The following is a 12,813-nucleotide window of genomic DNA, read 5'->3' on the forward strand; positions in this document are numbered from 1 at the left end:
CGCCGACAAGCCCTTTCCTAATGTATCTCCTACCATTATGTCAAGGAAAATTTCAGTAAGGGCAAATCTAAAGTGCAGATTAGGGACTGGAGAAACAGTCCTGGCCAATCCTAACTAAGCTATGGAATCAACGGTTAGCTTTTCCAGTTTAATTCTGATACGGAGAGGGGGGGATTCGAACCCCCGTTGAGTTGCCCCAAAACAGATTTCGAGTCTGCCGCATTCAACCGCTCTGCCACCTCTCCAGGGAATTCTTGAGAAGGATTTCTGCAATTTTCCGCCCCCATCTTAGCGCAGATTTGCCGTGGGTTATTCTGGGCTTCAGGTATTGGGGTAGAATACGGGGATTGTTGACGACCATGGCCTTGCCGTCAGTTAGACCCAGAAACGACACCACGAATCTAGTCTCTCTGAGGTGTGCCTGGGGATTCGCCCTCACCTCCAGTATAAATTCCTGACTGCCGATCGCCGTGACTACCCAAATCCCCGTTCCCCCCGTTGTAAGCGACCAGGCTCTGCCGGACCGCATATCCGATCGCCTCAAGGGGCAGATCATCGTTATTTTAGACTTTGGCTCCCAGTATTCGGAACTAATTGCCCGACGCATCCGGGAAACTGAAGTTTATTCCGAAGTTTTGTCCTACCGCACCACGGCGCAACAGTTGCGGGAAATTAAGCCCAAAGGCATTATCCTTTCCGGTGGCCCCAATTCCGTTTACGACCAGGGGGCTCCCGAGTGTGACCCAGAAATTTTTCAGTTAGGCGTTCCTGTGTTGGGAGTCTGCTATGGCATGCAACTGATGGTTAAACAGTTGGGCGGCCGGGTGGAGCGGGCCAAGCGGGGGGAATATGGCAAAGCGAGTCTGCACATCGACGACCCCACTGATTTGCTCACCAATGTAGAAAACGACAGTACCATGTGGATGAGCCATGGGGATTCCTGTGTGGATCTGCCGACGGGCTTTGAAATCCTCGCCCACACGGACAATACTCCCTGTGCAGCGATCGCCGATCATCAAAAGGCTTTGTTTGGGGTACAGTTTCACCCGGAAGTGGTGCATTCTGTGGGGGGCATTGCCCTCATCCGCAACTTTGTCTATCACATTTGCCACTGTGAACCCACTTGGACCACCGCCGCTTTCATTGAAGAATCCATTCGGGAAGTCCGTTCCCAAGTAGGTGATCGCCGAGTTTTATTAGCCCTTTCCGGTGGGGTAGACTCATCCACTTTGGCTTTTCTGCTCCATCGGGCGATCGGGGATAACCTCACCTGTATGTTCATTGACCAAGGTTTCATGCGTAAAGGGGAGCCGGAAAGGTTAGTGGAACTATTTGATCACCAGTTTCATATCCCGGTCCAATACGTCAACGCCCGCGACCGTTTCCTCAAGCAACTGGAAGGAGTAACGGACCCAGAGGAAAAACGTCGGCTGATTGGGCACGAATTTATCCAGGTATTTGAAGAAGAGTCCAACCGTCTTGGGCCCTTTGATTACTTGGCCCAGGGAACCCTTTATCCCGACGTAATCGAATCGGCTGATAGTAACGTGGACCCGAAAACCGGCGAACGGGTGGCGGTAAAAATTAAAAGTCACCACAACGTCGGAGGTTTACCCAAAAATCTCCGCTTTAAACTGGTGGAACCCCTCCGCAAACTATTCAAAGACGAAGTAAGAAAATTAGGTCGCTCCATTGGTTTACCAGAAGAAATTGTCCGTCGTCATCCTTTCCCTGGCCCTGGCCTAGCCATTCGTATCATTGGCGAAGTTACCTCAGAGCGGCTTAATATTTTGCGGGATGCGGACTTCATTGTGCGGGACGAAATTTCCAAACGGGGTATTTACCATGACTATTGGCAAGCTTTTGCTGTACTGTTACCCATCCGCAGCGTGGGGGTAATGGGGGACAAACGCACCTATGCTCACCCCGTTGTTCTACGCTTTATCACCAGTGAAGACGGTATGACCGCCGATTGGGCCCGGGTTCCCTACGATATTCTCGAAGCCATTTCCAACCGCATTGTCAACGAAGTTAAGGGGGTTAACCGGGTAGTTTATGACATCACGTCCAAGCCCCCTGGCACTATCGAGTGGGAATGATCAGAACAATGGGGAAGACATAAATAAATTCCCCAATTTTTAAGCAACGAAGTCAAATTTAAGCGCTAGAAGAAAACCAGAAAAACCATGGCCAGACCCATTGCCATCGACTTGTTTGCGGGCTGTGGTGGCATGTCCTTGGGTTTAGAAGCCGCTGGATTTGATATTGCCGCCGCGGTGGAATTTGATGCAGTGCATTGTTTGGTCCATCATCATAATTTTCCCTATGGTGTTACTATCTGTCGGGATATTGCTCTGGTAAGTGCGGGCGAAATTCTAAGAAAGTTAAATAATAAAGGTTATTCAAGCGATATAGACCTGATTGCTGGAGGCCCTCCCTGTCAAGGCTTTTCCCTCATGGGTAAAAGGCAGTTGGATGATCCTCGTAACTCCTTGGTGTTTGAATATGTGCGAATGATTCGGGATCTCAAACCCAAATATTTTTTATTTGAAAATGTTCCCGGTATGCGATCGGGGCAACATAAAAAATTTTTAGAGGAATTAGTTAGGGAATTTGAAACCATTGGTTACCACATCGAAAAACCAATTTTAGTGCTAGATGCGTCCCTCTATGGTGCTCCCCAAAAACGAAAAAGGTTGATTATTCTCGGCTCCAGAAAAGATGTCAAGCCTGTCACCTATCCCCTTCCACTCTATTTTGACGTTGCTGAATTAAAACAAAGTAATTGTTCTGAAAAATCAGTTTCTAACATAGCTTATAAACCGCCATTTACCTGTGGAGAAGCCATTGATGATCTAGTTGACCATACACCCTATGCAGTAGGAGAAGACCAAGGTATTCCATCAGAATTATTGGATTATTCAGCCCTGAGAAAAAGTTATGCCATCCATGCAAATGGAGCATTTTCCCTCTGCCATAAGCGCCAAGTTAATAATTTAGTTTATGGCCATATTGGTTCTCAACATACTGAAAAATCAATGAAAAGATTTGCGGATACTGTCCCTGGAACGGTGGAAAGAACCAGTCGCTTTCTGCGGCTATCAAAAACTGGTTTATGTAATACCCTGAGGGCCGGCACTGCTAGTGATAAGGGTGCTTATACCGCCCCTAGGCCAATACACTACGCCTTACCTAGATGTATAACTGTGAGAGAAGCGGCCAGACTCCATACCTATCCGGATTGGTTTCAGTTCCACAACACCATCTGGCACGGCTTTCGGGAAATTGGTAACTCCGTCGTACCTTTGCTGGCTAAGGTTTTGGGAGAACAGGTTATGGCCGCATTGAATTGTTCTGTTGAGGATTTGCCGGTTTATGAACTGGAGCCCCAAGACCGAACATTACTACATTACAATTTGCCCCAGGCTAGTCGATATTTATGTGCCAAATCCCATTCCTAAAGCAGTTAGAATTACCACTCCAAAAATTAGACGGTACCAAACAAAAATCCAGGTGCTACGTTTTTGCAAAAATTTGATCAGCCAGGCGATCGCCAGATAGGAAAAAACAGCAGAGGAAATGGTGCCAACAATGAGGGGGAGGATTGCATCGTTACTGAGATTTTTGTCCAGTAGACCCTTTAATTCCACTAGACCAGCGATAGTAATGGCCGGGATGCCCAGCAGAAAAGAAAAACGGGCAGCGGCGGCCCGCTCTAGATTGATAAATAAACCAGCAGTTAAGGTCGAGCCGGAACGGGATACTCCGGGAATCAGGGCTAGGGCTTGGGCGGTGCCCATAATTAACCCATCCTGCCAGCGTAATTTTTCAAAGGGACGGCGATGGGTGCCCAATTTTTCTGCCAGGGCTAGCAATAGGGCCATGACAATGGAGGCGATCGCAATGGTGCTCAAACTGCGGAAGAAGGAATTGTCCAAGTCTTGCACTAACAGTTTCATTAATAGTCCAAAGAAAACAATGGGAATGGTGCCCAAACCAATACCCAGACCTAATTTAAATTCGAGGGAATCGTATTGGCGAGTTTGCACAGCTTTGATAATGCCCTTAGCAATGCCGGTTAAATCTTCCCAGAAGTACCAAAATACGGCTCCAATGCTACCCAATTGAATAACGGCGGTGAACGCCACCCCTGGATCGCCCCAACCTAAAGCCATGGGCACTGCTTTTAAATGGGCTGTACTACTAATGGGTAGAAATTCCGTTGCCCCCTGAATAAAGCCCAACACAAAGGCTTGGAACAGATTAATGGATATGCCATTAGATATTACCCCCGTCTCCACTGCCTCGCTGGGAAGGATGGGCTGGGCCACTGCAATCCCCCAAGCTTGATGATAAACAACGGCGATCGCCACACTGAGACTAAAGGCACTGAGAAAATTTAATTGGCGGGGGGACATTAACTGTCGATGATAATCGGGACTCAAAGATCCTAGCCTATAGTGGCAGAGCAATTTCTTGAAACGTTTTTAAACTGTCCCCTAGAATTGTGATCGCCCCACCGTTGCAACTCCATGGCTTTTCCTATCCTCGTCACCGGCCCCAGTCGTTCAGGTAAAAGTGAATGGGCCGAACATCTTGCAGCGCAAAACCATCCATCCGTTATCTACATTGCCACTGGCAAGGAAAATGCCGCGGACGTAGACTGGCAAAATCGCATTCAACAACATCGCGATCGCCGTCCGTCCCATTGGCAAACGTTATGCGTAGACCAGAATTTGACTGACACTCTAGAAACCCTACCGGCGGGAAGTTGTGCCTTAGTGGACTCCCTGGGAGGGTGGGTAGCCAATACCCTAGAGCTATCTCCAGAGCAATGGCAAACTAAACAAAGGGAATTGATCACTTTTGCGACACAGGGGCAAAATACTCCCATAACTATTATCTTTGTGGCCGAAGAAACGGGGTGGGGGGTGATTCCAGTCTATGCCTTAGGACGCATTTTTCGGGACCGTTTGGGCGCCCTCACTCGTCAACTGGGGGGACTTTGTGGTCAAGTTTACCTCGTGACCGGCGGTTATGCAGTGGATTTGCGCCGATGGGGAGAACCCCTACCGCCACCAAGGGATTGATGAGCAAAACTGAAGTAATCATTAAGTTGTTGTAAACAAATATCAGTCCCCACTCAGGAATCGTTAACATGGAGGCCAGCCGCACAGCAGGAGGAAACTTCTGGATTTTTCAGGAGTATTATTCACCATGGCAGACGCCATTGAAGTTAAAAATTATCTAGGTCACTGGTTTCAGCTTGGCCGGGCAGTAATCTTTCCCAAAAGTAATGAGGTCGTTTTACCCAGTCCGATTTTTGCTGGCCAACGATTCTCCCGAGCCTTCGAAGATTGTTGGCAACGCATCCTCACTAGTCGGGAAGATTGTTATCTAGAAGGGACGGAACAAACCCTCCAAAGCCTACTTAGCGGTGATTGGGAAATTATCAGTTGTGCCCGCTGTGCGTTGCCGGTGCCCCTGTCCCACAGTCAAATTCCCAATTCTCTTTGTCCTTGTGTTGAGGTGGAATCCTGGCCGAATTTGGAGTTACCATTGCCCCGCCTACCGGCCAATCAAGTTTGCACCCTAAGAAAAGTTCAGGAGCGGCTGATCCGACAGGAGGAGGGAGACTGACCAATGTTCACATGGACAATGTGTTTGCTGTTCGATCGCCTTTGAGTAGACTGGGGGACACTGGCTGGGCTAGAAATTTTCCAGCATCGACAAAAGTGAATGGATGCCCGAGAATCACAGGCAAAATCTGCCTGGGCACTGCTTCAAAACCGTAGAAAAGGTTAAATTACCGGATTTTTGATTGCCAAGGCTGGCCAATAGATTAGAATGTAACGGAAAGGTTTACATTTTGTTACATATGTTGGTGCCCATTCTCATTTTTGATGTGGCTTTGGTGGCCTGGTCCCTCCACCTTATGCAACAGGCGATCGAAGAGCAGGAATTTTCTTTGATGCTGGCCGGAACTCTCGTAGCAGCAGCGGCGGCCGCCACATTGGTGGTTTATTTTCTCATGGGCCATTGTTTATCTCAATTGAGCCAGACTCTTTGACCAGCAGCATTGAGCTTTGATAATTGGTTGTCAAATTAGTCTTTGATTCAAAAGTTTACCTAAGACAGTCCCTCTTTGAGCTAGCCCAGCAGTTTTAGGCACGAATCCTCTGAATTCACCCATTTATAAAGTCTCTAGGAAGGCAGGAATATTTTAGATTAAGCAGATATCTTCTATGGAAAGCACGGGGAAATATTGACTACTGGCCACTGTTTCAGACCTTGTTCACCAGCTCCACACACGCCCTATCCTGTCGGCCTAAAGAGCTACTAAAGGGCAAAAGCCATGCTTGACAGAAGCTTCACCAATCGCCTCCATTTTATTAACGGAAATTTGGTTGCGGCCCCAGGAAAAATTAGTGCGCCAGCCCTCAAACTCTAGCAAAATGGCCTCCGCAAAACAGGCGAACATTTGCCGGGAGGGAATATCCATCTCCACAATCTTCATAATTTCCCAGGTAATATCAAGGGAATGTTCTACAATCCCCCCCTTGAGAATATGCACCCCATCCGCTTTCACCCTGGTGTCTAAATTCTTGGGATAGCCCCCATCCACAATCAAACAGGGCTTTTTCAGCATTTCCCCCGCAATTTCTACCCCCTTGGGCATACTAGCCACCCAAACAATAATATCTGCCTGGGGCAGGGCTGTTTCCAAATCCATAATTTTGCCCCGACCCAATTCCTCTTGGAGATTTTCCAATCTTTGGCGGTTACGGGCAATTAGCAATAATTCCTTAACTTGATGTTTGCTATCTAACCAACGACATACGGCGCTACCAATATCTCCCGTGGCGCCACAAACCGCTACCGTTGCCTGACTTAGATCAATACCCAACTGTTTAGCTCCAGACTCGACCTGACGGCAGATCACATAAGCGGTGTGGGTATTACCAGTGGTGAACCGCTGAAAATCTAGTTCCACATTGCGGACTTGATTATTTTGCTTGAGGTTAAATTCTTCAAATACGATTGAAGAAAAGCCTCCCAGGGCCGTAATATCCAAGCCCACCTTTTGGGCCAGGGCCATAGCATTGAGGATTTTACGAATGGCCGCTTTGATCCGCCGTTGGGTTAACATTTCCGGCAAAAAGCAAGACTCCACATATTTGCCTTCAATCACCTGCCCCGTCACACTTTTCACCTGAAAATTATCAACCACTTGGGGAGGAGCCGAACACCAAAAATCCAGGCCTTGGTTGGCGTACTCAGGATAGCCTAAATCTTCAGCAACCGCTTGGGCGTGTTCTAAACTCGTGAGATGACCAATAAGACCAAACATTGATAATAGTCAGAATAAATAGGGGAAGGTATCGCTTTCCGCTCAGTTAACGACTCCGATCGCCATAAAGCTTTACACAGTATGGCACAATTTGACGAACTTCCCGTTGGCATGGGCCAGCTTCCTAAAAGCACTCCAGAATAGGGAAAAACCCACAGATCCTAAGAAGCTTGGGATTTGTGGGCTCATGAAATAGTTGAAGATATTTCTAGCCGGGACTAGACTCCGGCCAAACCGTAGGAAGACATACGCATAATTTCCCTGGTGCTGAAGCCGATGTTACTGAGGGCTTCGCCGTAGCTGATCATAAAATCTTCCACTAGGGCTTCTTTTTCCATGCCCAATACCTTGGCGTCCCCCTGCACTTGGTTGAGCATTTTCCACACTAAGGGTAGGTTTTCTTTGTTGGCCTGCTCCAGTTCTTCCTTAGCGGTGGCAAAGTTGGCCTTTAGCCATTCTTCCCCGTAGTTGAGGTGGGTGTATTCGTCCTTGACTACGCCCTCAGTGATTTTCCGAGCAAAGTCGTCCGCCACAGGGATATATATGTTATAGGCGGCGATCGCAAAAGCTTCGATAATCAAAGCCTGGATCAATAAACAGGTAACAACTTTCCCTTCGCTAAAAGCGTGCTGGAAATTGCCATGGAGACCGGCGAAAAATTCCTGGGCATAGGGCATATCAGGGTTCACTTGGAGGTTGTTGCCACAGGCTTGGAAACCTTTTTTATGGCGGTTTTCCATTTTGGCCAAGCGGGTCAACTCTTCTTTGTCTTCCGGCAAGAGTTCCGCCATCTGGAGGTAGTTGCTGTAGGCTTCCTGTTCGCCTTCAATGACAATGGCGTTGATGCGGCTATAGGCGTCTTTGTAAATTTCGCTGGAATAGTCAAATTCGGTGCGGACAGCAAGCTCGGGCATAGGGGCGTTGGACTCCTGTGGATGGACGGTTAAAAGGTCGATGAAGACCAGAGAATCAAAGTAAAGAAAGGTTAAGAAATTAACCCCCGGTTGTCTTTATAATACAGACTCTAAATTAATGCAAATCCCGGAGGATCATAGCGGTCTAACCATAGGGAACACCTATCCAGTTGATTTAGTAATCTACATGGCCAGATCTGCTGCGATTTGAGTTGGCACCATTCTAGCAAAACTAGTCTAAGTTGCTGGGGGGGAGGTTAGTCCTGGGGATAGGAAGAGGGTCCAATTAGTTCCACTTGGGAATCATTACCAATCAGGAAGCGCAAAGCCTGGGGACGGCGGGGAGCGGGAAAAATTTTGGCGTTTTTGCCGATGACACTATCGACAATTCTTTGTTGGATGGCCACAATGCTAGCTCCTTGGAGCACGACACTATGTTCAAGATCTGCATCCCTGATTTTAACTCCCTCGGCAATACTGCTATAGGGACCGATGAAGCAGTTTTCCAGATGACAGTTGGGGCCGATCGCCACGGGGCCACGGATGACGCTGTTGATAATTTGACTGTGGGGGCCAATGGTTACCCGACCGGAGATTTTGCTTTGATCGTCTACGGTGCCTTGGATGTTTTTTTCCACTAGGGTATCGAGGATAATCTGATTGGCGGCCAGCAGGTCGTCTTTCTTACCGGTGTCGAGCCACCATCCTTTTAGTTGTAGGGATTCCACCCGATAATCATGGCTGATCAGATATTGAATTGCATCGGTGATTTCTAGTTCTCCCCGGGCAGAGGGCTCAATGTTGGCGATCGCCTGGTGAATGGTCGGGGCAAAAAAGTAAAGTCCCACTAGGGCCAAGTTGGAAGGGGGATGCTCTGGTTTTTCCACTAGGGCTAAAACTTTGCCTTGGTCATTAACGGTGGCCACCCCAAAGGCGCTGGGATTGGACACTCGCCGCAGTAGAATCAAGGAATCGAGGGATTTAGCCTGAAAATGGGCGAGGAATTGCTCTAGGTGGTCTTGAATTAGGTTATCGCCTAAATACATCACAAAAGGGGAATCTTGGAGAAAGTCTGCCGCCGTTTTCACTGCATGGGCCAACCCCAATGGTTCGGATTGCAAAATATAGGTAATCTGGATACCGAACTTTTCTCCGTTGCCGGTGATAGTTTTAATTTCCTCTCCCGTTTCTGGGCTAATAATAATGCCAATGTCGGTAATGCCAGCTTTGGCGATCGCCTCAATGCCATACCAGAGGATTGGTTTGTTAGCCACAGGCACCAACTGCTTAGCCCCGGTGTAGGTGAGGGGACGCAAGCGAGTTCCTTTGCCACCGGAGAGAATGAGAGCCTTCATAAAAATCTTGATAGCGGTTATGTTGTTGGGTCTAGGGTTCAGTGAACAGTTATCAGTAAGCAGGAATCGGTCAACACTGACCATTAAAACCTAATCGAGAAATGATGGCGTAAGCATCTGCCCGTAAATTGACTGATTTCGTGTCATCATCAAAAATCTCTATGCCCCATCTCAACTTGCCTGATATGTTTATTGGTGGTGGCTTTTGCCTTCCCTAACCGACCCATTGCTCCCTTGCCCTATGCCCCTGCAAACCTTTCTATTTGAAATTGGAACTGAAGAATTACCCGCCGATTTTGTTCGCAGTGCGATCACCCAGTGGCAAGGGTTAATTCCCCCAGGTTTGGCGGCGGAGTTTTTACAACCGGAGTCGGTGGAAATTTACGGCACGCCCCGGCGCTTGGCGGTGTTGATCAAAGGCTTACCAGAATGCCAGCCCGATCGCCTGGAGGAAATTAAGGGTCCTCCGGCCAGTGCCGCTTTCAAAGACGGGCAACCCACCCCGGCCGCCTTGGGCTTTGCCAAAAAACAGGGGGTCAACCCGGAGGATTTTGAGATCCGCTCCACCCCCAAAGGGGACTTTATTTTTGTCAATAAGCAATTACAGGGCCAAGCTAGCCGGGATTTGTTGCCCAAGCTGGCCCTAAGCTGGCTCAAGGCTTTGGACGGTCGAAGGTTTATGCGTTGGGGAGATGGGGATTGGCGTTTTCCCCGCCCCATTCGTTGGTTAGTTTGTCTGTTGGATGACCAAGTTTTACCCCTACAAATTGACAATGGCTCCACTACCCTAGTAGGCGATCGCCTTTCCCGGGGGCACCGCATTTTGCACCCAGCAGACGTCAGCTTAGAGCATGGTCAGAATTATTTGGCCCAGTTAAAAACGGCCGGGGTTGTAGTAGATCCCCAAGAACGGCGGGCCATGATTGAACAACAAATCACCACCCAAGCGGCCACCCTAGAAGGCGAAGCAATTATCTATGAGGATTTGCTTGATGAGGTGGAACAGTTGGTGGAATATCCCACAGCGGTATTGGGCAAGTTTGATCAGGAATTCCTCAGCTTACCCAGGGAAGTGACTACCACGGTTATGGTTACCCATCAACGCTATTTTCCCGTGGTGGACAAAGATGGAAGGCTATTGCCCCATTTCATCACCATTGCCAACGGTGATCCCAGCAAAGGAGACATTATTGCCGCCGGAAATGGCCGGGTCATTCGGGCCCGCTTAGCCGATGCCAAATTTTTCTATCAAGCCGACTGTGACGATAGCCTCGATAGTTACCTGCCCCAACTAGAAACGGTTACCTTCCAAGAAGAGTTGGGCACCATGCGAGACAAGGTGGACCGCATTATGGAAATGGCCGCGGCGATCGCCGACCAGTTGGGAGTAACAGAGCAACAACGGGGAGAAATCGATAGTACCGCCATGCTGTGTAAAGCGGATTTGGTCACCCAAATGGTGTATGAATTTCCCGAACTACAGGGCATTATGGGGGAAAAATATGCCCTCGTTAGTGGTGAATCGGCAGCGGTGGCCCAGGGCATTGTGGAGCATTACCTCCCCCGGCACCAGGATGATGATTTACCCCAAGGCTTACCGGGTCAAGTGGTGGGCATGGCCGATCGCCTGGATACTCTGGTGAGTATTTTTGGGTTGGGTTTATTACCTACCGGATCTTCCGATCCCTTTGCCCTGCGGCGGGCCGCCAATGCGGTGATTAATGTAGCCTGGGCAGCGAGTTTAGAAATTAATTTGCTGGAATTGTTGACCCAGGGCTGCCGGGATTTTGTTACTTCCCACCCCGATAAAACCTCTCCCCTGCAAGCGTTAAAGACGTTTTTTCTGCAAAGATTACAAACCCTACTTCAGGACGAACAGGGCATTGATTATGATCTAGTCAACGCCGTATTGGGCAATGGGGAGACAAACTGCGACGAGGCTCAAAGTAGATTACATGATCGCCTGTTAGCAGATTTACAGGATGTCAAAGAAAGGGCTCAATATCTGCAAGAATTGCGAGATAACGGTCATTTAGACGCAATTTATCCCACTGTGAACCGTTCTGCCAAGCTAGCTAGTAAAGGCACTTTGCCAACGGACCAATTAGACCCCCGTCCAGTGATTCAAGCGCCCCAACTAGTCCAGGATTCAGAAAAAGCAGTTTACCAAGCATTGCTGGCCATTTATCCCAAAGCGGTAGAAGTACAAGAAAGCCGTGACTATGAAACCTTGGTAAATGCACTACACGAGCTTGCCCCCACCGTGGCGGAATTTTTCGACGGGCCGGATAGCGTATTGGTGATGGCAGAAAACGATGAATTACGGCAAAATCGCCTTAATTTACTCGGTTTAATCCGCAACTATGCTCTGATCCTCGGAGACTTCGGGGCAATTGTTAAAGGCATTTAAGAGCCTGTTTTAAATGTCCTCCTGGCCTCCAATTTGGGGGGAAACTGAGTGAAAGTCCCCCAGTATTGCCGGAGCTTTAGTGAAGAGATTTAGGGGGCTGAACAAAACTGCTAAACACGTTCTAAGCAATAAGGTTCAAGGAATGAAAATGACTCATACAAACAGGTTATTGTTCTCATTCCCAGATTAAATTAACGTTGTATTTTTTGAAATTTTCGTCTTTGCTAATGACGGAAAAATTATGTTGCTGAGCCTGGGCAATAATCATACGGTCAAAAGGATCTCGATGATGCAAGGGCAAATTGCGACAAGCTTCCAAATGTTGCCATGTGATGTTCAAAACCGAAATATTGAGATCAGCAAGTAAATTCTCTAGATCAGTAAAAGCGTAATTAAGCCTTAGTTTGTTGATGTTGAGTTTAATGGCAATCTCCCAGAGAGATACAATGCTGACATAAACTTTTGGCTTGGCTTCAATCAAACTCTTGAGATGTGATGGTAGTTTTATATCATTATCTAAAAACCACAAAAGCGTGTGGGTGTCCAGTAGCATTTACATATACTCCTGCATTTCTTCCAAAGGAGCATCAAAGTCATCTGCCATCCAAATTTTCCCCTTTAGAACACCTGCTTGACGATATTTTTTTTGTCCATCATTGGTTACTGGACTGACTGGTGGTTGCTTAGTCAGCAGAAATTCGACAAAGTGTTCTACTTCAATTTTCATGGCATCGGGGAGAGCATTGATCTTTTCTAGTAGGGCGGTGTCTGTCATGGGATTGC

Annotated in this window: 12 protein-coding genes and 1 tRNA gene; 6 read left to right on the top strand and 7 right to left on the bottom strand. The window is 48.0% G+C overall.

The genetic code is table 11. The features are described 5' to 3' along the window. Window positions 1-160: 160 nt before the first annotated feature. Window positions 161-245: transfer RNA gene (locus tag C7I86_RS11750), tRNA-Ser, on the bottom strand. A 225-nt stretch (window positions 246-470) separates the two neighbouring features. Between C7I86_RS11750 and guaA the strand changes: the two genes are divergently transcribed. Then, window positions 471-2,099 carry a glutamine-hydrolyzing GMP synthase gene (guaA, locus tag C7I86_RS11760; protein ID WP_010873437.1) on the top strand — a complete coding sequence of 543 codons (1,629 nt, stop codon included), beginning with the start codon at window positions 471-473 and terminating at the stop codon, window positions 2,097-2,099. A gap of 87 nt (window positions 2,100-2,186) precedes the next feature. Continuing rightward, entirely contained in the window at window positions 2,187-3,461 is a 1,275-nt protein-coding gene (locus C7I86_RS11765; protein WP_010873438.1) for a DNA cytosine methyltransferase, read from the top strand. Here C7I86_RS11765 and C7I86_RS11770 read toward each other — a convergent pair. Next, a complete protein-coding gene (locus C7I86_RS11770) occupies window positions 3,438-4,418 on the bottom strand; it encodes an undecaprenyl-diphosphate phosphatase (protein WP_010873439.1) in 981 nt (326 codons plus the stop codon). The genes C7I86_RS11765 and C7I86_RS11770 overlap by 24 nt on opposite strands. 114 nt (window positions 4,419-4,532) lie before the next feature. Here C7I86_RS11770 and cobU point away from each other — a divergent pair, with 114 nt between their 5' ends. The 3 genes from cobU to C7I86_RS11785 all read left to right on the top strand — a co-directional run bounded on the left by cobU (window position 4,533) and on the right by C7I86_RS11785 (window position 6,070). Continuing rightward, window positions 4,533-5,090 (top strand): bifunctional adenosylcobinamide kinase/adenosylcobinamide-phosphate guanylyltransferase, encoded by a 558-nt coding sequence (gene cobU / locus C7I86_RS11775; RefSeq protein ID WP_010873440.1) that lies wholly within the window; start codon window positions 4,533-4,535, stop codon window positions 5,088-5,090. Between the two features lie 127 nt (window positions 5,091-5,217). Further along, window positions 5,218-5,640, top strand: coding sequence for a hypothetical protein (locus C7I86_RS11780; protein WP_010873441.1), 423 nt, complete (start codon window positions 5,218-5,220; stop codon window positions 5,638-5,640). 238 nt (window positions 5,641-5,878) lie between these two features. Further along, window positions 5,879-6,070: a hypothetical protein gene (locus tag C7I86_RS11785; RefSeq protein ID WP_010873442.1), complete on the top strand. Its 192-nt coding sequence runs from the start codon at window positions 5,879-5,881 to the stop codon at window positions 6,068-6,070. A gap of 258 nt (window positions 6,071-6,328) precedes the next feature. On the opposite strand, the gene C7I86_RS11790 is transcribed toward C7I86_RS11785, so the two are convergent. From C7I86_RS11790 to C7I86_RS11800, 3 genes are all read right to left on the bottom strand, one after another. Beyond that, window positions 6,329-7,351: a long-chain acyl-[acyl-carrier-protein] reductase gene (locus tag C7I86_RS11790; RefSeq protein WP_010873443.1), complete on the bottom strand. Its 1,023-nt coding sequence runs from the start codon at window positions 7,349-7,351 to the stop codon at window positions 6,329-6,331. A gap of 218 nt (window positions 7,352-7,569) precedes the next feature. Next, complete coding sequence (locus C7I86_RS11795; RefSeq protein ID WP_010873444.1) at window positions 7,570-8,265, bottom strand: aldehyde oxygenase (deformylating); 696 nt, start codon at window positions 8,263-8,265, stop codon at window positions 7,570-7,572. A 257-nt stretch (window positions 8,266-8,522) separates the two neighbouring features. Next, on the bottom strand, window positions 8,523-9,620 hold the full coding sequence (locus C7I86_RS11800; protein WP_014407137.1) for a glucose-1-phosphate thymidylyltransferase: 1,098 nt from the start codon (window positions 9,618-9,620) through the stop codon (window positions 8,523-8,525). Window positions 9,621-9,861: 241 nt separating this feature from the next. Between C7I86_RS11800 and glyS the strand changes: the two genes are divergently transcribed. Then, on the top strand, window positions 9,862-12,030 hold the full coding sequence (glyS, locus tag C7I86_RS11805) for a glycine--tRNA ligase subunit beta (protein WP_010873446.1): 2,169 nt from the start codon (window positions 9,862-9,864) through the stop codon (window positions 12,028-12,030). A gap of 175 nt (window positions 12,031-12,205) precedes the next feature. Here the strand turns inward: glyS and C7I86_RS11810 are convergent, their stop codons facing one another. Continuing rightward, window positions 12,206-12,583: a type II toxin-antitoxin system VapC family toxin gene (locus C7I86_RS11810; RefSeq protein ID WP_010873447.1), complete on the bottom strand. Its 378-nt coding sequence runs from the start codon at window positions 12,581-12,583 to the stop codon at window positions 12,206-12,208. Then, complete coding sequence (locus tag C7I86_RS11815) at window positions 12,584-12,805, bottom strand: DUF2281 domain-containing protein (RefSeq protein ID WP_010873448.1); 222 nt, start codon at window positions 12,803-12,805, stop codon at window positions 12,584-12,586. Between the last annotated feature and the right edge of the window lie 8 nt (window positions 12,806-12,813).

The sequence above is a fragment of the Synechocystis sp. IPPAS B-1465 genome, assembly GCF_003015225.1.
Classification (GTDB): domain Bacteria; phylum Cyanobacteriota; class Cyanobacteriia; order Cyanobacteriales; family Microcystaceae; genus Synechocystis.

Excerpts from the sequence above, each read along its gene's own strand:
- C7I86_RS11765 (WP_010873438.1), top strand. The coding sequence starts at position 2,187 with ATGGCCAGACCCATTGCCATCGACTTGTTTGCGGGCTGTGGTGGCATG.
- C7I86_RS11770 (WP_010873439.1), bottom strand. The coding sequence starts at position 4,418 with ATGTCCCCCCGCCAATTAAATTTTCTCAGTGCCTTTAGTCTCAGTGTG.
- cobU (WP_010873440.1), top strand. The coding sequence starts at position 4,533 with ATGGCTTTTCCTATCCTCGTCACCGGCCCCAGTCGTTCAGGTAAAAGT.
- C7I86_RS11780 (WP_010873441.1), top strand. The coding sequence starts at position 5,218 with ATGGCAGACGCCATTGAAGTTAAAAATTATCTAGGTCACTGGTTTCAG.
- C7I86_RS11785 (WP_010873442.1), top strand. The coding sequence starts at position 5,879 with ATGTTGGTGCCCATTCTCATTTTTGATGTGGCTTTGGTGGCCTGGTCC.
- C7I86_RS11790 (WP_010873443.1), bottom strand. The coding sequence starts at position 7,351 with ATGTTTGGTCTTATTGGTCATCTCACGAGTTTAGAACACGCCCAAGCG.
- C7I86_RS11795 (WP_010873444.1), bottom strand. The coding sequence starts at position 8,265 with ATGCCCGAGCTTGCTGTCCGCACCGAATTTGACTATTCCAGCGAAATT.
- C7I86_RS11800 (WP_014407137.1), bottom strand. The coding sequence starts at position 9,620 with ATGAAGGCTCTCATTCTCTCCGGTGGCAAAGGAACTCGCTTGCGTCCC.
- glyS (WP_010873446.1), top strand. The coding sequence starts at position 9,862 with ATGCCCCTGCAAACCTTTCTATTTGAAATTGGAACTGAAGAATTACCC.
- C7I86_RS11810 (WP_010873447.1), bottom strand. The coding sequence starts at position 12,583 with ATGCTACTGGACACCCACACGCTTTTGTGGTTTTTAGATAATGATATA.
- C7I86_RS11815 (WP_010873448.1), bottom strand. The coding sequence starts at position 12,805 with ATGACAGACACCGCCCTACTAGAAAAGATCAATGCTCTCCCCGATGCC.